Source organism: Paraburkholderia franconis, from assembly GCF_009362735.1.
Lineage (GTDB): Bacteria > Pseudomonadota > Gammaproteobacteria > Burkholderiales > Burkholderiaceae > Paraburkholderia > Paraburkholderia franconis.
The window spans coordinates 45539-64938 of sequence record NZ_WHNP01000007.1 but is presented as its reverse complement, the minus strand read 5'-3'; the positions used below and the strand labels follow the sequence as shown (position 1 = coordinate 64938).

At 63.3% G+C, this 19400-nt stretch carries 18 protein-coding genes and 1 pseudogene; 16 read left to right on the top strand and 3 right to left on the bottom strand.

The window, feature by feature from the left end; all coding sequences use genetic code 11:
- The first annotated feature begins 330 nt into the window (after positions 1 to 330).
- The 3 genes from ppsA to GCT13_RS09880 all read left to right on the top strand — a co-directional run bounded on the left by ppsA (position 331) and on the right by GCT13_RS09880 (position 4321).
- Positions 331 to 2736, top strand: a complete 2406-nt coding sequence (gene ppsA, locus GCT13_RS09890; protein WP_152757412.1) for a phosphoenolpyruvate synthase — start codon at positions 331 to 333, stop codon at positions 2734 to 2736.
- A 118-nt stretch (positions 2737 to 2854) separates the two neighbouring features.
- Positions 2855 to 3304, top strand: a complete 450-nt coding sequence (locus GCT13_RS09885) for an NfeD family protein (protein ID WP_321574268.1) — start codon at positions 2855 to 2857, stop codon at positions 3302 to 3304.
- Positions 3305 to 3394: 90 nt separating this feature from the next.
- Positions 3395 to 4321: an SPFH domain-containing protein gene (locus GCT13_RS09880; protein WP_090864778.1), complete on the top strand. Its 927-nt coding sequence runs from the start codon at positions 3395 to 3397 to the stop codon at positions 4319 to 4321.
- A 114-nt stretch (positions 4322 to 4435) separates the two neighbouring features.
- Here the strand turns inward: GCT13_RS09880 and smpB are convergent, their stop codons facing one another.
- Positions 4436 to 4882: an SsrA-binding protein SmpB gene (gene smpB, locus GCT13_RS09875; RefSeq protein WP_152757408.1), complete on the bottom strand. Its 447-nt coding sequence runs from the start codon at positions 4880 to 4882 to the stop codon at positions 4436 to 4438.
- 131 nt (positions 4883 to 5013) lie between these two features.
- On the opposite strand from smpB, the gene GCT13_RS09870 reads away from it, so the two are divergent.
- Entirely contained in the window at positions 5014 to 5451 is a 438-nt protein-coding gene (locus GCT13_RS09870) for a type II toxin-antitoxin system RatA family toxin (protein WP_090864776.1), read from the top strand.
- On the top strand, positions 5448 to 5780 hold the full coding sequence (locus tag GCT13_RS09865) for an RnfH family protein (RefSeq protein WP_152757406.1): 333 nt from the start codon (positions 5448 to 5450) through the stop codon (positions 5778 to 5780). Before GCT13_RS09870 ends, GCT13_RS09865 begins: the two co-directional genes overlap by 4 nt.
- Before the next feature lie 135 nt (positions 5781 to 5915).
- Here the strand turns inward: GCT13_RS09865 and GCT13_RS09860 are convergent, their stop codons facing one another.
- A complete protein-coding gene (locus GCT13_RS09860) occupies positions 5916 to 6902 on the bottom strand; it encodes a DMT family transporter (protein ID WP_152757404.1) in 987 nt (328 codons plus the stop codon).
- Between the two features lie 285 nt (positions 6903 to 7187).
- Here GCT13_RS09860 and guaB point away from each other — a divergent pair, with 285 nt between their 5' ends.
- From guaB to thpR, 5 genes and pseudogenes are all read left to right on the top strand, one after another.
- Positions 7188 to 8648, top strand: a complete 1461-nt coding sequence (gene guaB, locus GCT13_RS09855) for an IMP dehydrogenase (RefSeq protein ID WP_152757402.1) — start codon at positions 7188 to 7190, stop codon at positions 8646 to 8648.
- 6 nt (positions 8649 to 8654) lie between these two features.
- Positions 8655 to 9444, top strand: a pseudogene (locus GCT13_RS09850) (hypothetical protein).
- Positions 9329 to 9703 (top strand): hypothetical protein, encoded by a 375-nt coding sequence (locus GCT13_RS48270; protein WP_193727629.1) that lies wholly within the window; start codon positions 9329 to 9331, stop codon positions 9701 to 9703. Before GCT13_RS09850 ends, GCT13_RS48270 begins: the two are co-directional and overlap by 116 nt.
- Positions 9696 to 11279: a glutamine-hydrolyzing GMP synthase gene (guaA, locus tag GCT13_RS09845; RefSeq protein ID WP_152757400.1), complete on the top strand. Its 1584-nt coding sequence runs from the start codon at positions 9696 to 9698 to the stop codon at positions 11277 to 11279. The genes GCT13_RS48270 and guaA overlap by 8 nt, the downstream gene beginning before the upstream one ends.
- 186 nt (positions 11280 to 11465) lie before the next feature.
- Entirely contained in the window at positions 11466 to 12089 is a 624-nt protein-coding gene (gene thpR / locus GCT13_RS09840; protein WP_152757398.1) for an RNA 2',3'-cyclic phosphodiesterase, read from the top strand.
- Between the two features lie 273 nt (positions 12090 to 12362).
- On the opposite strand, the gene GCT13_RS09835 is transcribed toward thpR, so the two are convergent.
- Positions 12363 to 13064, bottom strand: coding sequence for an outer membrane lipoprotein (locus GCT13_RS09835; protein WP_152757395.1), 702 nt, complete (start codon positions 13062 to 13064; stop codon positions 12363 to 12365).
- 283 nt (positions 13065 to 13347) lie between these two features.
- Here GCT13_RS09835 and GCT13_RS09830 point away from each other — a divergent pair, with 283 nt between their 5' ends.
- The 6 genes from GCT13_RS09830 to GCT13_RS09805 all read left to right on the top strand — a co-directional run bounded on the left by GCT13_RS09830 (position 13348) and on the right by GCT13_RS09805 (position 19392).
- Complete coding sequence (locus tag GCT13_RS09830; protein WP_152757393.1) at positions 13348 to 13749, top strand: DnaJ family domain-containing protein; 402 nt, start codon at positions 13348 to 13350, stop codon at positions 13747 to 13749.
- Positions 13750 to 13862: 113 nt separating this feature from the next.
- On the top strand, positions 13863 to 14429 hold the full coding sequence (gene tadA, locus GCT13_RS09825; RefSeq protein WP_152757703.1) for a tRNA adenosine(34) deaminase TadA: 567 nt from the start codon (positions 13863 to 13865) through the stop codon (positions 14427 to 14429).
- A 34-nt stretch (positions 14430 to 14463) separates the two neighbouring features.
- Positions 14464 to 15390 carry a muramoyltetrapeptide carboxypeptidase gene (gene ldcA, locus GCT13_RS09820; protein WP_152757390.1) on the top strand — a complete coding sequence of 309 codons (927 nt, stop codon included), beginning with the start codon at positions 14464 to 14466 and terminating at the stop codon, positions 15388 to 15390.
- A gap of 342 nt (positions 15391 to 15732) precedes the next feature.
- Positions 15733 to 16449 (top strand): GntR family transcriptional regulator, encoded by a 717-nt coding sequence (locus GCT13_RS09815; RefSeq protein WP_152757388.1) that lies wholly within the window; start codon positions 15733 to 15735, stop codon positions 16447 to 16449.
- Between the two features lie 379 nt (positions 16450 to 16828).
- Positions 16829 to 18325 (top strand): NCS1 family nucleobase:cation symporter-1, encoded by a 1497-nt coding sequence (locus tag GCT13_RS09810; RefSeq protein WP_152757386.1) that lies wholly within the window; start codon positions 16829 to 16831, stop codon positions 18323 to 18325.
- Between the two features lie 182 nt (positions 18326 to 18507).
- Entirely contained in the window at positions 18508 to 19392 is an 885-nt protein-coding gene (locus GCT13_RS09805) for an aspartate/glutamate racemase family protein (RefSeq protein WP_152757384.1), read from the top strand.
- Positions 19393 to 19400: the final 8 nt, after the last annotated feature.

Genomic DNA, 19400 nt, shown 5'->3' with positions numbered 1-19400 from the left:
GCCGTTCGAGGCGCAATTCTTGTCCGACTGTCACATTTCGAGAGTCGGCACGGTAGAATAGCGGCAACCTGTTGGATAAGCAATTGCAGCCAAATCGCGTAACTTTCTGTTATCGCACTTGGATTGCGTCGCGATTTGTTCGTATCTTGCACGGCTAAGCCGCAAGTTCGTTCAATCTCCTGCTTCGTCGGGCTTCGTGTCGAGCGTCGAGCCCTTCCGCGATTGCTTTTCCAACAGGTTGCGCAAGGCACGAGCCCACGCTTCCAATGAGCGCCTCGTGTTCAAGCCCACTTGCGCAATCGAGCATTTTTTTCACACTTAGGGGCTTGTATGACTAACGCAGTTAACGTTGCCAAGGATCAGGCGTATGTAGTTCCATTCGAGCAGTTGCGAATGACCGACGTGGACATCGTCGGCGGCAAGAATGCATCGCTCGGCGAGATGATCAGTCAGCTCGCGGAAGCAGGCGTGCGTGTGCCGACCGGCTTTGCGACGACGGCGCTCGCATTCCGCGAGTTTCTGCATCACAACAACCTGACCGAACGCATCGCGCAACGTCTGGAGACGCTCGACGTCGACGACGTGAAGGCGCTTGCCGCTGCGGGCAAGGAGATCCGTCAATGGATCGTCGACGCCCCGATGCAGCCGCGTCTCGAGCAGGAAATCCGCGCGGCGTTCGAAACGCTCTCGAAGAGCTCGCCGGAGGAACTGTCGTTCGCGGTCCGTTCGTCGGCAACGGCGGAAGACCTGCCGGACGCATCGTTCGCGGGCCAGCAGGAAAGCTACCTGAACGTGGTCGGCATCGAAGACGTGCTCGATCGCATGAAGCACGTGTTCGCGTCGCTGTACAACGACCGCGCCATCTCCTATCGCGTCCACAAGGGCTTCACGCATGCTGAAGTCGCGTTGTCGGCGGGTGTGCAGCGCATGGTGCGCTCGGACGTCGGCGCGGCGGGCGTGATGTTCACGCTCGACACCGAATCGGGCTTCAAGGACGCCGTCTTCATCACGTCGAGCTATGGCCTCGGTGAAACCGTCGTGCAAGGCGCGGTGAATCCGGACGAGTTCTACGTCTTCAAGACCACGCTCGCGCAGAACAAATACCCGATCATCCGCCGCTCGATCGGCTCGAAGCTCATCAAGATGGAGTTCACGAAGGCCGGCGAAGAAGGCCGCGTGAAGACTGTCGACGTGTCGCACGAGCAACGCAACCGTTTCTCGATCACCGACGACGACGTGATCGAACTCGCGAAGTACGCGGTGATCATCGAGAAGCACTACGAGCGTCCGATGGACATCGAGTGGGGCAAGGACGGCCGCGACGGCAAGATCTTCATCCTGCAGGCGCGTCCTGAAACGGTGAAGAGCCAGGGTCACAACAAGGCCGAGCAGCGCTTCAAGCTGAAGGGCCAGTCGCAGGTGCTGGCGACGGGCCGCGCAATCGGCCAGAAGATCGGTGCAGGCCCCGTGCGCGTGATTCACGATCCGTCCGAAATGGAGCGCGTGCAGCCGGGCGACGTGCTGGTCGCGGACATGACCGACCCGAACTGGGAACCGGTGATGAAGCGCGCGGCGGCGATCGTCACGAACCGTGGCGGCCGGACCTGCCACGCGGCGATCATTGCGCGCGAGCTGGGCGTGCCGGCAGTCGTGGGCTGCGGCGACGCGACCGACGTGCTGAAGGACGGCGCGCTCGTCACGGTGTCGTGCTCGGAAGGCGACGAAGGCAAGATCTACGACGGTCTGCTCGAAACGGAAGTGACGGAAATCCAGCGTGGCGAACTGCCGGAAATCCCCGTGAAGATCATGATGAACGTGGGCAATCCGCAGCTCGCGTTTGACTTCGCGCAATTGCCGAACAAGGGCGTGGGTCTCGCGCGCCTCGAATTCATCATCAACAACAACATCGGCGTTCACCCGAAGGCGATTCTCGAGTATCCGAACGTCGATCAGGACCTGAAGAAGGCCGTCGAGAGCGTCGCGCGCGGTCATGCGTCGCCGCGTGCGTTCTACGTCGACAAGCTGACGGAAGGCATCGCGACGATCGGCGCGGCGTTCTATCCGAAGCCCGTGATCGTGCGTCTGTCCGACTTCAAGTCGAACGAGTACAAGAAGCTGATCGGCGGTTCGCGCTATGAGCCGGACGAGGAAAACCCGATGCTCGGCTTCCGCGGCGCGTCGCGTTACATCGCTGAAGACTTCGCGCAGGCGTTCGAAATGGAGTGCCTGGCGCTCAAGCGCGTGCGCGAAGAGATGGGCCTCGACAACGTCGAGATCATGGTGCCGTTCGTGCGTACGCTGAAGCAGGCGGAGCGCGTCGTGAACCTGCTCGCGCAGTACGGCTTGAAGCGCGGCGAAAACGGCCTGCGCCTGATCATGATGTGCGAAGTGCCGTCGAACGCGATCCTCGCCGAAGAGTTCCTGCAGTACTTCGACGGCTTCTCGATCGGCTCGAACGACCTGACGCAGCTCACGCTCGGCCTCGATCGCGACTCGGGCATGGAACTGCTCGCCGTCGACTTCGACGAGCGCGATCCCGCTGTCAAGTTCATGCTCAAGCGCGCGATCGAAACGTGCCTGCGCCTGAACAAGTACGTCGGCATCTGCGGGCAGGGCCCGTCGGATCATCCGGATTTCGCGCAATGGCTGACGGACGAAGGCATCGCGTCGATCTCGCTGAATCCGGACACGATCATCGAAACGTGGCAGGCGCTGGCGAAAACGACTGCGAAGTAAGCATTGCGCATCGTTTGTAGAGGTATGTAAAACGTACTTCAGCGAACGATAAAACGTTGACGCTTCATGCTATAAACACCCCGGTAGATCTGGGGTGTTTTGCTTTGTGGAGGCCAACGTGATGCATAGCGGGCTGTTCTGGTGGATTGGCGCGGGCGTGCTGATCGTGCTCGAACTGATGCAGGGCACGTTCTATCTGCTGATGGTGGCGTTGGGCTTTATCGCGGCGGCTCTCGCGCGCCTGGCGGGCGCCGGTTTGCCGCTGCAGTTCGGCGTTGCAGCCGTCGTCGCGCTTGGCGCGGTGATCGTGCTGCGCAAGTCGCGTTACGGGCGCAAGGCAAAAGCGCGCGCCGAAGCCGCGCGCAATCCCGACGTCAATCTCGACATCGGCTCGACGCTGACTGTGCCCGCGTGGCACGACGGGCGCGCTCGGACCAGCTATCGTGGCGCGTCATGGGAAGTCGAACTCGCACCCGGCGAGCCGGAAGACGCGAATCTCTACGAAATCACTGCGTTGCGTGGCAACTGCCTGGTCGTTGTCGCAAGGAAGCACGCGGCTGGAGCTTGAATAACGGGACCAGATTCTTGCGTCGTTCGGACGCAACTCACGCGCATCCAGATGCGCACAACAATTCAAAAACAGATTGGGGGTGCAGGAATGGAACCGTCGAGCGTCGTTGGACTCGTGTTGCTGATCGTCGTGATCGTGACTGCCGCGAAGACCATCAAGATCGTGCCGCAACAGCACGCGTGGGTGCTGGAGCGGCTCGGCCGCTATCACGCGACGTTGACGCCGGGCCTGACTTTCGTGCTGCCGTTCATCGACCGGATCGCGTACAAGCACGTGCTCAAGGAGATTCCGCTCGACGTGCCGAGCCAGGTCTGCATTACGCGCGACAACACGCAGTTGCAGGTCGACGGCGTGCTGTATTTTCAGGTCACCGATCCGATGAAGGCGTCTTACGGATCGAGCAATTTCGTGTTCGCGATCACGCAGCTGTCGCAGACCACGCTGCGTTCGGTGATCGGCAAGCTCGAACTCGACAAGACTTTCGAGGAACGCGACTTCATCAATCATTCGATCGTCTCGGCGCTCGACGAAGCGGCCGCGAACTGGGGCGTCAAGGTGCTGCGCTACGAGATCAAGGACCTGACGCCGCCGAAGGAAATCCTCCACGCGATGCAGGCGCAGATCACGGCCGAACGGGAAAAGCGCGCGCTGATCGCGGCATCGGAAGGGCGCAAGCAGGAGCAGATCAATATCGCGTCGGGCGGACGCGAGGCAGCCATTCAGAAGTCCGAAGGCGAGCGTCAGGCGGCGATCAACCAGGCGCAAGGCCAGGCGGCGGCGATTCTGGCTGTCGCCGAAGCGAACTCTCAGGCAATCCAAAAGATCGCGGCCGCGATTCAGTCGACGGGCGGCATGGAAGCCGTGAATCTGAAGGTCGCGGAGCAGTACGTGAATGCGTTTGCGAATCTGGCGAAGGCGGGCAATACGCTGATCGTGCCGGGCAACATGTCGGATATGAGTTCGATGATCGCGTCGGCACTAACCATCGTGAAGCAGGGCAAGACGACTGCCTGAACGTTTAGCGAGCGAGCGCGACATGAGCGCACGTTTCACGCGAATATGGCAACGAAAAAATGGCCCGCATGTTACTGCGGGCCATTGTCTATCCGGTGACTGAAACGGGCGCGCTCAGGTCGGCGTGCGCATCAGCCGGGCTTTTTCGCGTTCCCAATCGCGCTTCTTCTCGGTTTCGCGCTTGTCGTGCAGCTTTTTGCCCTTCGCGAGGCCGATCTCGCATTTGACGCGGCCGTTCTTGTAGTGAAAGTTCAGCGGCACGAGCGTATAGCCCCGCTGCTCGACCTTGCCGATCAGCTTGCTGATTTCTTCCGCGCGCAGCAGCAGTTTGCGCGTGCGGACGGGGTCAGGCTTGATATGCGTCGACGCTTCGGGCAGCGGGCTGATGTGCGTGCCGATCAGAAACAGCTCGGCGTTTTTGATCACGACGTAGCCTTCCTTGATCTGGCCGCGCCCGGCGCGCAGCGCCTTGACTTCCCAGCCCTCCAGCACGAGCCCCGCCTCGTAACGCTCCTCGATCGAATAATCGAAGAACGCTTTTCTGTTGTCGATGATGCTCATGAATGGAAACGGCTCAACTCGTTTAAAATCACGATTTTAGCAAAGCGGGCCGCCGAAAACCCGCCGCGGTGTCATTCAGTTGTCACGCGTTCGCTATTTCCCAATCACCGTTGCCACGCGCTGTTCAATTTATGGCAGATGTCCAGAAAACCGTGTTGATACGCCATTCGGCGGAACAGATGTTCGACCTCGTCACCGATGTTGCCGACTACCCCAATTTTCTTCCGTGGTGCGGCGGCGTCGAGATTCGCCGCCAGGAAGAAAATCTGATGGAGGCGAAGATCGACATCAACTTCAAGGGCATCAAGCAGCACTTCGCGACGCACAACACGCAGGAGCGTCCCACGCGCATCGACATGGAGTTCGCCGACGGTCCCTTTCGCAAGTTCACTGGCTACTGGCGCTTCACGCCGCTGCGCGCGGACGCATGCAAGATCGAATTCGCGCTGCACTATGAGTTCACGAGCGTCCTGCTGGAAAAGATCATCGGGCCGGTGTTCAACCATATCGCGAACACCTTCGTCGAATCATTCGTGAAGCGCGCCGATCAGCGCTACGGCAAGGCATGAGCGTGAATCTGACCATCGAAGTCTGCTACGCGCTGCCCCACGAGCAGACGCTGATCGAGCTCGAACTGCCGCAAGGCGCGACGCTCCGGCAGGCCATCGACGCGAGCGGCATTCTCGCGCGGCATCCCGACATCGATCTGACGAAGCAGAAGACGGGCGTGTTCGGCAAGCTCAAGCCGCTCGACGCGGTGCTGGCGGATCACGATCGCGTCGAAATCTACCGGCCGCTGATCGTCGATCCGAAGGTGTCGCGGCAGCGGCGAGTCGAGAAGTCGCGCAGGGAAGGGTCGGTCGAGGGCCGCAAGTGGCTGCCCAAGGATTCGCGCTGACGCAAGGCGATCGACGCAACGAAAGCACGTCAAACGGCGCACCGCACGACACGGTGCGCCGTTTTTTGTATTCGATGGCCGGGTGCCCCCGCGCCGTTTTTCTTGCCTGGTCGACGGCCGTTCGCTGCGCGTCGTTCAGTGCACAGCCGCCTGGGCCTTTTCTTCGAGCGTCGAGCGGTCCGAATCGTCGCCGGCATGCTGGCGCACCGACCAGCTGACGCCCGCGACCAGCAGCACGATCGCCGCCAGTTCGAGCGGACGCGGCATGCGATGGTCGTAGATGAACGCGTAGAGCAGCGCGAACAGCGTCTCGAACACGATCAGCTGGCCCGACAGCGTGAGCGGCAGGCGCTTGGACGCCGCGTTCCACAGGCCGTTGCCGAGCCACGACGCGCCGAACGCGAGCCCCAGATTCAGCAGCCAGAACAGATGCCAGCGCGTATCGGCGTGCGACGTCTCGACGGCTGCCGCCGGCAGCAGCGCGACGACGAGCCACAGCAACGCGCCGAGCAGGCCCGTGACGACGCCCCACAGCACCGACCATTCGTTGCCGCTGAAATGCGTCTGACGCTGCAGATAGCGCGCGTTTTCGACGGCAAACCACGTCCAGCAGGCGAGCGCGCCGACCGCGCAGGCAATCCCCACCAGCTTTGTCGCGATCGACACAGACCCGGCCCCCGATGCCGTACCCGACGCGCTGAACACATCGACATTGATGCACGCGATGCCCGCGACGACGAGCGCGAGCGGCCATACGAGCCGCGCGAGCGGCACCGCGCCGTGATCGCGCCGGCCGAGCAGCGTCACCGTGACGGGCAGCACGCCGACGATCAACGACGACGGCGCAATGCCGACGAGGTGGACCGCGCCCGTCAGCAGCAGGTAGTAGAGCAGGTTGCCCGCGAGCGCGAGTTTGACTAGCGCGTTCAGGTCTTCGCGGGTGAGCCGGCGCAGCAGCGAACGCGCCGACGGCAGCGCGGCGACGAGCGACACCACGCCGTACATCACGTATCGCCCGGCGCTCAGCAGCACGGGCGAAAAATCGGGCAGCAGGCGCGGCACCAGAAAGACCATGCCCCATAACGCTCCCGCCAACATCCCGTAAACCACGCCGCGCTGCATCGCCTGCCTCGAATCGAAAACTGAAAGTGTGCGCAGCATAGCGGGCCGCAGGCGCCTGCGTCTTGTTCGATTCTGCACTTTGCGGGCGTGGCAACTATGCTGATGAAAGCTCGCGCGCTCGAATGAGCAAACGAAACCCGATCGAACGCGAGCCGAATGCGGAAGCGAAATTCGCCCGCCGCTCGATGCGAAAAAACATTGAACAATTTCGCTAACTGACTGTTCGCGCAGTGAAAACCGGGGATGTATCGCGTATAATTCGCTTTTGCGCCTATAGGATTTGCCATGCGTCTGATCCAAAAAGCACTCACGTTCGATGACGTGCTCCTCGTCCCGGCCTTCTCCGACGTTCTGCCGCGCGACACCAGCCTGAAAACCCGGCTGACCCGCAAGATCTCCCTCAATATGCCGCTCGTGTCCGCCGCGATGGACACCGTCACGGAAGCCCGCCTCGCCATCGCAATGGCGCAGATGGGCGGCGTCGGCATTATCCACAAGAATCTCACGGCGGCCGAACAGGCTCGCGAAGTCGCAAAGGTCAAGCGTTTCGAATCGGGCGTCGTGCGCGATCCGATCACTGTCCCTCCGCAGATGAAGGTGCACGACGTGATCGCCCTGTCGCGCCAGCATGGCATTTCGGGCTTCCCGGTCGTCGAAGGATCGCAGCTGATCGGCATTGTGACGAACCGCGACCTGCGCTTCGAGACGCGCCTCGAAGAACCCGTGCGTACGATCATGACGCCGCGCGAGCGTCTCGTGACGGTGAAGGAAGGCACGCCGCTCGCCGAAGCGAAGGCGCTGATGCACAGCCACCGCCTCGAGCGTGTGCTGGTCGTCAACGACGCATTCGAATTGCGCGGCCTGATGACCGTGAAGGACATCACGAAGCAGACGGAGCACCCGGACGCCTGCAAGGACGAGCACGGCAAGCTGCGCGCGGGCGCCGCTGTCGGCGTCGGCGCGGACAACGAAGAGCGCGTGTCGCTGCTGGTGCAGGCGGGCGTCGACGTGATCGTCGTCGATACGGCGCATGGCCACAGCAAAGGCGTGCTGGAGCGCGTCCAGTGGGTCAAGAAGAACTTTCCGCACGTCGAGGTGATCGGCGGCAACATCGCGACGGCCGACGCAGCGAAGGCGCTCGTTGAGTATGGCGCGGACGGCGTGAAGGTCGGCATCGGCCCGGGCTCGATCTGCACGACGCGTATCGTCGCGGGGGTCGGCGTGCCGCAAATCTCGGCGATCGCGAACGTGTCGGCGGCGCTCAAGGGCTCCGGCGTTCCCGTGATCGCGGACGGCGGCGTGCGTTTCTCGGGCGACGTCAGCAAGGCACTGGCCGCAGGCGCGAACGCCGTGATGATGGGCAGCATGTTCGCCGGCACGGAAGAGTCGCCGGGCGACGTGTTCCTGTATCAGGGCCGCCAGTACAAGTCGTATCGTGGCATGGGCTCGGTCGGCGCGATGAAGGACGGCGCGGCTGACCGCTACTTCCAGGACAACTCCGCGAACATCGACAAGCTGGTGCCCGAAGGCATCGAAGGCCGTGTCGCGTACAAGGGCTCGGTCGGCGCGATCCTGTTCCAGCTGATCGGCGGCGTGCGCGCGAGCATGGGCTACTGCGGCTGCAACACGATCGACGAACTGCACGAGAAGGCCGAGTTCGTCGAAATCACGGCGGCGGGCATGCGCGAATCGCACGTGCACGACGTGCAGATCACGAAGGAAGCTCCCAACTACCACGTGGACTGATCGCCGATGAAGCCGCTGCTGCGCGCCGTACTGATCATCGATGCGCTGATACTGCTGGCGTTCGGGCTGCTGTTCCTGCTCACGCCGTGGAAATCGCTGTACGACGCGCTGCAGCTGGCGCAGACGGACCCGGTGCTGGTGGGTCAAGGCTTCGGGATCGCGCTGGTCGGGCTCGCGTGGCTCGCGCTGCATGCGTCGATCGACGGCGCGATGACGGCGACGGCGGCCAAGGTCGTCGGCCACGTGAACTGGCTGACGGGCGTGCTGATGCTGGTCTGGCTGGTCGGGCTGCATACCCCGTCGCTGCCGGCCCTCGGTCAACTGGTGGCGGTGGTGACGGGCGCGGTGCTGCTCGTCATCGGCTTGGGTGGCGTGAGGCTGGCAAGCACCGTGCGCCGGCGCGATCGGCTGGCGGGCACGGCGTCCGCCGAGCGTGCCGAGCGCGTGGCCGCTCGCGACACGGCGAACGAAGCGCGCAAGACCGAGCGCGAGCGCAACGCGGCGCGTCCCGGAGGCGTCTATCCGGCGGGCGGGTCGCATGCAGTCGAGCCGATGCTCGGCACGACGCGTCCCGAGAGCGCGGTGACACCCGTGAGTCCCGCGACGGGCCATCCCGTCGAGCCGGATCTGACGGCGGCGGCGCCGGGCGCATCGGCGGCGCGGTCGGTCGAGTGCATCGCGTGAAGATGCGCTCGCACGCGAGCGTGCAGCCGCAGCGGACGAAGAAGCCGCCGCGCGGGAGCGCGCCGCAGCCGAAGCGAAGTCCGGCACACCCCGGCCTCCGTTTCATGGCTGATCCGCGACACGACAAGCTCTCTGCCGAAACAACCGGAATCCGTCTGCGCGCAGGCCTTCTGTCGATGGAGCTTCGCCGCTGCGAGTGCATCGCCGGGGTGCCGTCGATGGTGCCTCGTTGCAGTGCGGTCATGCCGCCAGCGCGACTGTTTGTGCCCATTGAGCCGGTCCGTTTTGAATACCACGCCGCCCGGTCGCGAAGCGACTTGCGCGGCTTTCCCTATCCGTTCTTTTTAGATTCCGTCCGCTGCCATGCATGACAAGATCCTGATCCTCGACTTCGGTTCGCAAGTCACCCAACTGATCGCACGCCGCATCCGCGAAGCGCACGTGCTGTCGGAAATCCATCCGCACGACGTCAGCGACGAGTTCATCCGCGAATTCAAGCCGAAGGGCATCATCCTGTCGGGCGGCCCGAACTCGGTGACCGAGACCGACACTCCGCGCGCGCCGCAAGCGGTGTTCGAAGCGGGCGTGCCCGTGCTGGGCATCTGCTACGGCATGCAGACGATGGCCGAGCAGCTCGGCGGCAAGGTCGATACCGGCCATCTGCGCGAGTTCGGCTATGCGGAAGTGCGCGCGCGCAACCACACGAGCTTCCTCGACGGCATTCAGGACTTCGCGACGCCCGAGGGCCACGGCATGCTGAAGGTGTGGATGAGCCACGGCGACAAGGTGCTGGAAATGCCGTCGGGCTTTCAGCTGATGGCATCGACGGAATCGTGCCCGATCGCCGCGATGGCGGACGAAGCGCGTCACTTCTACGGCCTGCAATGGCACCCGGAAGTCACGCATACGGTGCAGGGCCGCGCGATGCTAGAGCGTTTCGTGCTGAAGATCTGCGGCGCGAAGCCTGACTGGGAAATGGGCAACTACATCGACGAGGCCGTCGAAAACATCCGCAAGCAGGTCGGCGACGAGCACGTGATTCTCGGTCTGTCGGGCGGCGTGGATTCGTCGGTGGCGGCGGCGCTGCTGCATCGCGCGATCGGCGATCAGCTCACGTGCGTGTTTGTCGATCACGGCCTGCTGCGCCTGAACGAAGCCGAGCAGGTGATGGCGACGTTCGCCGATCACCTGGGCGTAAAGGTGATTCACGTCGACGCGAGCGAAGCGTTCCTGTCGAAGCTCAAGGGCGTGACCGATCCCGAGGCGAAGCGCAAGATCATCGGCGCAGAATTCGTCGAAGTGTTCCAGGCCGAAGCCGGCAAGCTGACGGACGCGAAGTGGCTCGCGCAAGGCACGATCTATCCGGACGTGATCGAATCGGCGGGCAAGGGCAAGAAGGCGGCGCACACGATCAAGAGCCACCACAATGTCGGCGGCCTGCCTGAAACGCTGAACCTGAAGCTGCTCGAACCGCTGCGCGAACTCTTCAAGGACGAAGTGCGCGAACTGGGCGTGAAGCTGGGTCTGCCGCCGTCGATGGTGTATCGCCATCCGTTCCCGGGCCCGGGCCTCGGCGTGCGGATTCTCGGCGAAGTGAAGCGCGACTACGCAGACCTGCTGCGCCGCGCGGACGCGATCTTCATTGAGACGCTGCGCACGTTCATCGACAAGGAAACGGGCAAGTCGTGGTACGACCTGACGAGCCAGGCGTTTGCGGTGTTCCTGCCTGTGAAGAGCGTTGGGGTGATGGGGGATGGCCGCACGTACGAGTATGTCGTCGCGCTGCGCGCCGTGCAGACGCTGGACTTCATGACGGCGCACTGGGCACATCTGCCGCACGATCTGCTCGGCCACGTGTCGAACCGGATCATCAACGAAGTGCGCGGCATCAATCGCGTCGTGTATGACATTTCGGGCAAGCCGCCTGCGACGATTGAGTGGGAGTGAACTTCAGCGCGGAGGTCGTCTGCACGTTCGACGTGCGTCTGCAGGACACGCCCGACGGTGTTATCGGGACGCTGCTCTTCAATATCTGATCACAGCATCATGTGACGCAAACGCCCGGCAGGAGGACACCTGCCGGGCGTTGTTTTTTGCGCGATGAGCGGGCCGTCATCTGGTTGACGATAATGGATGTTTTCCCACCGGCGTACCTGCAATGCTGCTGTGACCCAACTTACGCTACCAGGATTCGAGGCGCCTCAACTGGCTCCGAAACATCGCTTGTTGTTTGTCGCGATGCCCGATCCGGACACCGCTGCGCGCATTGCTGACATGGCGGGATGGCTGCGGTCCGAGATGCGTGTCAAGGCCAGGCTGCTGCATACCGAGCGCCTGCACATCACGCTGCACCATCTGGGCGACTTTGCGCGTGTGCCGGAGGTAGCCGTCGCGCGTGCATGCGCCGCGGCGACGAGCATTGACGTGCCGCCATTCGGCTTGACGCTTGATCGGGTCTCCAGCTTCAACGGGCGGCAGGGGCATCGGCCTTTGGTGCTGACGGGGAGCGCCGGGCTGGATGAAATGATCGACCTTCAGCAAGGACTTGGGGACGCGCTCAGAGGGGCAGGTCTGCATGATTCACGCGCGCGTTTCACGCCCCACGTCACGTTGCTGTACGGCGCAGGCAGGTTCGATCCCCGCGCGATTGGACCGATCACCTGGACCGTGCGCGAATTTGTCCTGATCCGTAGCTGGCTCGGCGAGACGCCCTACGACGTAAAAGGGCGCTGGCCGCTGAGGGGCGGCGGCGTCTGATCCCTGTCAGCAGCAGTGCTGGAAGCCGATTTTCCAACACATGAAGATTGCTGATTGCGCTCTGCTCAAGCTGGAAAAAAGCGGCGCACGCGAAGCTCATGGTGTCGCTTTGCAGTCGGCACGGTTTGCGATGTTCTACGAACCGGGGACAGTGCCTGACGCCGGGTTGGGGCCCGGCAATTGGGCTCGCGTGGCACGCCAGCGGGATATTGCGCGCGTTGCATGCGCATCGCGCGCGCCCGACGTCAACCGTGCGCACGGGTCATCGATGAATCAATAGCGATCGAGCCGGTTGCCCGCGATGCGCACACGATCGCCCGGATGCAGGTCGCCGGGTGTGCTGACATCGAAAGCGCGCATCGAGCCGTCGTTCAGTTGCACGGAAACCCGGTAGCCGCCCGGCGACGACGCGCCCGCCTGCTGTCCAAGCTGATTGCCGGCGACAGCGCCGCCCAGCACGCCGATCGCCGTCGCAGCATCGCGCCCGTGACCGTGCCCGAACTGGTTGCCGATCACACCGCCCACGACGGCGCCGATCACCGTGCCCGCGACGCCGCCCGCTGTCACGGCACCGGGATTGGCCAGCGGCTGGATCGACGAGACGACGCCGTATTGCTCGCCGTATCCGTAGCCCTGCTGCGGCTGCTGATAGCCCTGGTTCTGGCCGTCCTGCCAGTCGGATTGATCGTACGCGGGCTGTTGTTGATATTGCGGCTGTTGCGCGTAGGGCTGCTGATACTGCGGCGCCTGCGCGTAACCGGGCTGCACATAACCAGGCTGCGAGTAGGCAGGTTGAGAGTAAGCCGGTTGGGCGTACGCCGGTTGCCCATACGCCGGTTGTGTGGCGTACGACGAACCGTAAGCAGAACCATAGGGCGCGTTGCCGGGAACGACACAGCCGGCAAGCGGCAGCGTTACGCAGAGCGCGATCAGCGACGTTCGGACGAGAGGGCGAGCAAAACGGGAGTGGGTCATGTTGCGTGATTGTCGTGGCGCCACCAGCTGTGGACGGCGACGAGTATAGGGAAACGCGCGTCGTTATTGACGGACGCCCTGCGTAACAGTGTGTAAATTGCGCGTCGGAGAAAAACGGCCAGGCGATAGGGACATACGAGCAGGGAAATCGACAACCATATTTCGATGCAGAACGCCATCCCATACGACATTTCTTAGGATCTGATTGCACACTCTAGGCGTCTGACAAATGCATTTCGCGGCTCCTGATAAAATGCCCGAGCCGCAACGTAGTGGATTGCAAATGAAATTGCTTGATGCACTTGTCGAACAACGGATTGCCGCCGCGGCCGCGCGCGGCGAGTTCGACGATTTGCCGGGAGCCGGCGCGCCCCAGACGCTCGACGACGACGCACTGGTGCCCGAAGAAGTTCGAATCGCGAACCGCATTCTGAAGAATGCGGGCTTCGTGCCGCCGGCCGTCGAACAGTTGCGGGCGCTGCGCGACCTGCAGAACGAACTGGATGCAGTCAGCGACCGGACAACCCGCTGCCGTCTGCAGGCGAAGATGCTGGCGCTCGACATGGCGCTGGAATCGCTGCGCGGTGGACCGCTCGTGATGCCGCGCGAATACTGCCGCCGCATCGCCGAGCGTCTTTCGGAGCGCGCCGCTGACGACCCGGCTGCCGACGCGGGGCCGGCGTGAGCATCGACGTCGATCCTTCCGCGTCGCAAACCGATTTGCCCGCCGGTTCGCCGGCCCAGGCCGCCGATCAAACGGGCGCGCAGCCGCCGCTTGCCGTGCCTGCTACGGCCGCTTTGAACGCGTCGAACGCCGAAGCCGCCGTTCCCGCAGAACTGACCAATATCTCCGAACGCGATCTCCACTTCATGGGCCTCGCACAGGCCGCCGCGGACGAAGCGCGCGCCGCGGGCGAAGTCCCCGTCGGCGCGGTGCTCGTGCGCGGCGACGAAGTGATCGCGACGGGCTTCAATCATCCGATCAGCGGACACGATCCTTCCGCGCACGCCGAAATGGCCGCGCTGCGCGCCGCCGCGCAAAAGCTCGGCAACTACCGGTTGCCGGGCTGCGAGCTTTACGTGACGCTCGAACCCTGCCTGATGTGCGCGGGCGCGATCATGCACGCGCGCATCGCGCGCGTCGTGTTCGGCGCGCGCGACCCGAAAACGGGCGCATGCGGCAGCGTCGTCGATGCGTTTGCGAATCCGCAGCTGAACCATCACACGACCGTGACGGGCGGCGTGCTCGAAGACGAATGCGGTGATGCGCTGAGCTCGTTCTTCGCGGATCGCCGGCGTGCCGCGCGGGAAAGGCACGCCGCCGCCGGACGCGATGGCGAACCCGGCGCGTCCGAAACGCTCTAAGACAACAATCCCGTCAACAGAACGACAGCCTGATATGGCCATGCATCGCACCATCGAACTGATTGCGCCTTCGGGCTATCCGCACGATCCGAGCGCGATTCATCTCGCACTGAAACGGTTGCGCGCGCAAGGGCATCACGTCGAAAACATCGGCGCGACGCAGCGGCGTTACCAGCGCTTTGCCGGCACCGACGGCGAACGCGCAGCGGAGCTGAATCGGCTGGCGGACCCGTCGCGCGAGCTGCCCGACATCGTGCTCGCCGTGCGCGGCGGCTACGGCGCCGTGCGTATTCTGCACGGGCTCGACTACGCGGGCCTGCAACGCCGCTTGCGCGACCAGCCGATTGCGTTCGTGGGCCACAGCGATTTCACCGCGCTCCAACTGGCGCTGCTGGCGCAGGCGGGCGTGACGACCTTCGGCGGCCCGATGCTCGCGGTCGACTTCGGCGCCGAAACCGTCAGCGACTTCACGATGAAGCACTTCTGGCGCGCGCTGACTTCGGATACCTACACGATTTCCGGCACGCTCCCTCAGGCGCAAACTGTCGACGTCAAAGGCACGCTGTGGGGCGGCAATCTGGCCGTGCTGGCGTCGCTGGTCGGCTCGCCGTATATGCCGCCTGTCGAGGGCGGCATCCTGTTCGTCGAGGATGTCAACGAGCAGCCGTTCCGGATCGAACGCCTGATCTATCAGCTGCATCTCGCGGGTATCCTCGAGCGGCAGCAGGCGCTCGTGTTCGGCGACTTTTCGGGCGGCAAGCCGTTCGACTACGACAACGGCTACGATCTTCACGCGATGATCGAGCAGGTGAGGTCGGTGGTCGGCATTCCCGTCGTGACGGGCCTGCCGTTCGGCCACATCCCCGACATGGTGACGCTGCCCGTCGGCGCGCAGGCGCATCTCGTCGCGGGGGCGCATGGATTCAAGCTGACGGTGTCGGGACACCCCGTGCTCGGGTAAGGACGCAGGGAGCGGGGCAAGGCCTCGCATTGCGTCGGAGGAAAGGCGAGGCGACTCGCCTTTGTTTTTGGCTATAAGACGCAACTAACCGTCTTACCCCTTCGGTACCCACCAATCTTCACTTCCCGCAGTAGCCGCAAATTTTGTTGACAAAATGTTCGTCAGAGGAGGGGGCTTCGACCGAAGCGGTTGGCTGCTCAATCGCATAGGACGGTCGCCAGAGCCTGTTTCGGATCGTTTTGGGCACGTCAGTCCAAACCAAAATTGTCGAAAGTCGGTGGCATAAATTGTTGACAATTTTTATGTCCGTCATAAGATGGACCCCATAACAGCACGCTCATCATGTCAGAGACACCCAACGCCGCCGCGAGCAGCACGAAACCCGAAACGATCGCCGAGCGCATTCGCGCCGCGATCCTGGAGCATCGGCTTGCGCCCGGCGCGAAATTGACGGAAGCACAGTTGTGCGACGTGTTCGGCGTCAAGCGCGGACCGATCCGGCAGGCTCTGGCCCTCCTGGCCACCGACCGCCTCGTCGATCTGGAGCCGAACCGCGGCGCATTTGTCGCCAGTCCGTCGCTGCAGGAAGTGCATGAAGTGTTCGAGATGCGCCGGATCATCGAGCTGGCCGTCGTCGACAAGATTTGCGCGGGCCAAGGCTCGCGGCGGTTGAAGAGCATCGGCGGGATGATCGCCCGCGAGCGCAGGGCGTTCGAGTCGCGTGACTTCCCGGCGTGGATCAGGCTGTCGGGCGAATTCCATACTGAACTGGCATCGCTGACGGGCAACACCGTGTTGTGCGATTGCCTGAACGGACTCGTCGCGCGTTCGACACTGATCTCCGCGCTGTACGAATCGCTCGGCCGCAGCCCCTGTTCGTTCGAAGATCACGAAGCGATTCTCGCGGCGATCGACGCGGGCGACGCGAAGACGGCGGGCGCGCTGATGTCGCGCCATCTGCAGAGCGTCGAGCTGAAGATGCTTGACCGGCCGGCAAGCGGTGGCACCGATCTGCATGAAGTATTCGGCATGCGTGTGTCCAAGGTCGTCGCCGGCTGAATCAAAGTGCATGCGTGCCGCCCGCCCGCGCTCGCAGGCGGTGCGCGCTGCACTGAAGTGAACTGTGTTTGATCACAAAGTCGGCCGACAGGCCGACCGGGACATGAACCGATACGAGCCGCACCCGGCGCGTATCGAGACCGAAAGACCGTAAGGCGTGAGCGCTCATCAAGCGGCCATGCCGACGCGGCAAAGCCTTGCAGGCATTCGCGGAAAGCCTGCCGGGCCATCAAAACAAGTACGTAAGTACGGAGACACCCGCGGCAACGTGCAGGCACTGCGCATCGGCACGACCCATATCGTGGGCCGGTCGTGCGCCTGGCATACACGATGCAATGCTCGTCGATTCCCGTCGACGTTCCCACCTTAGGAGGAATCCATGGCTCAGTTCAGTGCAGCACCGGACAGTTCGGCAATCCCCGATTACGAGAGCGGCGCGCAAAGCGCTCACGCGCTCCCGGCGGGCTACAGCGAGCGTCTGTACAACGAAGACCTCGCGCCGTTGAAGCATCAGACGTGGGGCGCCTATAACATCTTCGCGTTCTGGATGTCGGACGTGCATAGCGTCGGCGGCTATGTGTTCGCGGGCAGCCTGTTCGCGCTCGGCCTCACGAGCTGGCAGGTGCTGATCGCGTTGCTCGTCGGCATCACGATCGTGAACCTGCTGTGCAACATGATCGCGAAGCCGAGCCAGCTGAACGGTGTGCCGTATCCCGTCGCGTGCCGCGCGACGTTCGGCGTGCTGGGTGCGAACGTTCCTGCCGTGATCCGCGGCCTCATCGCCGTCGCGTGGTATGGCATCCAGACGTATCTTGCATCGAGCGCGCTCGTCATCGTCGTGCTCAAGTTCTTCCCGCAGCTCGTGCCGTACGCGGACGTGCATCATCACGGCTTCATGGGCCTGTCGACGATCGGCTGGGCCGGCTTCATGCTGCTGTGGGTGCTGCAGGCATTCGTGTTCTGGAACGGCATGGAGACGATCAAGAAGTTCATCGACTTCGCCGGTCCGGCCGTGTATGTCGTGATGTTCATCCTGGCCGGCTACATGGTGTGGCGCGCCGGCTGGCAGAACATCGGCATCAACCTGGGCGGCGTGAAGTATCACGGCATGGAAGTGATCCCCGTGATGATCACGGCGATTTCGCTGGTGGTGTCGTACTTCTCGGGCCCGATGCTGAACTTCGGCGACTTCTCGCGCTACGGCAAGAGCTTTCGCAGCGTCAAGCGCGGCAATTTCTGGGGCCTGCCCGTCAACTTCCTCGCGTTCTCGCTGGTGACGGTCATCACGACGGCCGCGACGCTGCCCGTGTTCGGCGAGCTCATCACCGATCCTGTCGAAACGGTGGGCCGCATCGACTATCCGACGGCCGTAATTCTTGGTGCACTGACGTTCACCATCGCGACCATCGGCATCAACATCGTCGCCAACTTCGTGTCGCCTGCATTCGACTTCTCGAACGTCGCACCGAAGCTCATCAGCTGGCGCGCAGGCGGCATGCTCGCTGCCGTCGCGTCGATCTTCATCACGCCGTGGAACCTCTTCAACAACCCGGCCGTGATCCACTACACGCTCGACGTGCTCGGCAGCTTCATCGGACCGTTGTACGGCATCCTGATCGTCGACTTCTTCCTCGTGAAGCGTCAGAAGATCGTGCTCGACGATCTGTACACGGTGTCGGAGAAGGGCTCGTACTGGTATCACAAGGGCGTGAACTATCGTGCAGTGGCCGCGCTGCTGCCGGCTGCACTGATCGCGGTGATCTGCGTGATGGTACCGTCGCTGGACGGCCTGGCGAACTTCTCGTGGTTCATCGGCGCTGGACTCGGTGCGGTGTTCTACAGTGTGCTTGTCCGTAAGCTGCAACGCAGTGCATGAACGCGCATGACAGTTCATCAATGAATGCAATGCAATCATCTTGCAGGGGACTGGAATAAGGCATGAGACCAGAGTAAGTGCTCTGCATGGGGCTGGAGTAAGTGCCAAAGCACTAACTCCAGCCGACAGCTAAAGCGCCAACTCTGGTCGACACGCCAACTCTGGTCGACAGAGGAGTAGACATGCGTATCAAACTGATCAACCCGAACACGACGCAACGGATGACGGAGGCCATGGGCCGTTGCGCGCGCAGCGTCGTGTCGCCGGGGACGGAGCTGATGGCGGTGAGTCCGACGATGGGCCCGCCGTCGATCGAAGGCTACTACGACGAAGCGCTGGCCACGCCGGGGCTGCTGGCGGAAATCGAAGCGGGCGAGCGTGAGGGCTTCGACGGCTATGTGATTGCATGTTTCGGCGATCCCGGTCTCTATGCGGCGCGCGAACTGGCGCGCGGCCCGGTGATCGGCATCGCGGAAGCGGCGATGCATGCGGCGAGCGTGCTCGCGCCAGGCTTCTCGGTGGTAACGACGCTTTCGCGCACCTGCGGGATGGCCTGGCATCTGGCCGAACGCTACGGCATGAAGCGCTTCTGCCGCAACGTTCGCGCCACCGATGTCGCCGTGCTCGAGCTCGATCAGCCCGGCTCGGCGGCGCGGCGCATCATTCTCGACGAATGCCGTCGCGCGCTCGACGAGGATGGGTCGGACGCGATCGTGCTCGGCTGCGCGGGAATGGCGGAATTGTGCGCAGAGATCGAAGACGCGCTGGGCGCGCCCGTGATCGAAGGCGTGACAACCGCCGTCAAATGGGTCGAGGCGCTCGTCGCGTTGCGCCTCGCGACGGCCAAGCGCGGCGACTATGCGCGACCGCTCGCGAAGCGCTACGACGGCGAGTTCGCGCGCTTCAGTCCGACGAGTGAAGTGCCCGCCGACGCGGCATGCAGGCAACAAGCCGCGCCTGGCGCGAATGGTGTCACCGGCACGAACGGCGCGCTGCTGCGGGTCAACGCGAGCGCGCTGCGCGTCGACCCCGCCGCCGATATTGCACCGCACATACATTCCGTCTGACACGCACT

Coding starts and splice junctions, on each gene's coding strand:
- ppsA (WP_152757412.1), top strand. CDS start 331: ATGACTAACGCAGTTAACGTTGCCAAGGATCAGGCGTATGTAGTTCCA.
- GCT13_RS09880 (WP_090864778.1), top strand. CDS start 3,395: ATGGAACCGTCGAGCGTCGTTGGACTCGTGTTGCTGATCGTCGTGATC.
- smpB (WP_152757408.1), bottom strand. CDS start 4,882: ATGAGCATCATCGACAACAGAAAAGCGTTCTTCGATTATTCGATCGAG.
- GCT13_RS09870 (WP_090864776.1), top strand. CDS start 5,014: ATGGCAGATGTCCAGAAAACCGTGTTGATACGCCATTCGGCGGAACAG.
- GCT13_RS09865 (WP_152757406.1), top strand. CDS start 5,448: ATGAGCGTGAATCTGACCATCGAAGTCTGCTACGCGCTGCCCCACGAG.
- GCT13_RS09860 (WP_152757404.1), bottom strand. CDS start 6,902: ATGCAGCGCGGCGTGGTTTACGGGATGTTGGCGGGAGCGTTATGGGGC.
- guaB (WP_152757402.1), top strand. CDS start 7,188: ATGCGTCTGATCCAAAAAGCACTCACGTTCGATGACGTGCTCCTCGTC.
- guaA (WP_152757400.1), top strand. CDS start 9,696: ATGCATGACAAGATCCTGATCCTCGACTTCGGTTCGCAAGTCACCCAA.
- thpR (WP_152757398.1), top strand. CDS start 11,466: ATGTTTTCCCACCGGCGTACCTGCAATGCTGCTGTGACCCAACTTACG.
- GCT13_RS09835 (WP_152757395.1), bottom strand. CDS start 13,064: ATGACCCACTCCCGTTTTGCTCGCCCTCTCGTCCGAACGTCGCTGATC.
- GCT13_RS09830 (WP_152757393.1), top strand. CDS start 13,348: ATGAAATTGCTTGATGCACTTGTCGAACAACGGATTGCCGCCGCGGCC.
- ldcA (WP_152757390.1), top strand. CDS start 14,464: ATGGCCATGCATCGCACCATCGAACTGATTGCGCCTTCGGGCTATCCG.
- GCT13_RS09815 (WP_152757388.1), top strand. CDS start 15,733: ATGTCAGAGACACCCAACGCCGCCGCGAGCAGCACGAAACCCGAAACG.
- GCT13_RS09810 (WP_152757386.1), top strand. CDS start 16,829: ATGGCTCAGTTCAGTGCAGCACCGGACAGTTCGGCAATCCCCGATTAC.
- GCT13_RS09805 (WP_152757384.1), top strand. CDS start 18,508: ATGCGTATCAAACTGATCAACCCGAACACGACGCAACGGATGACGGAG.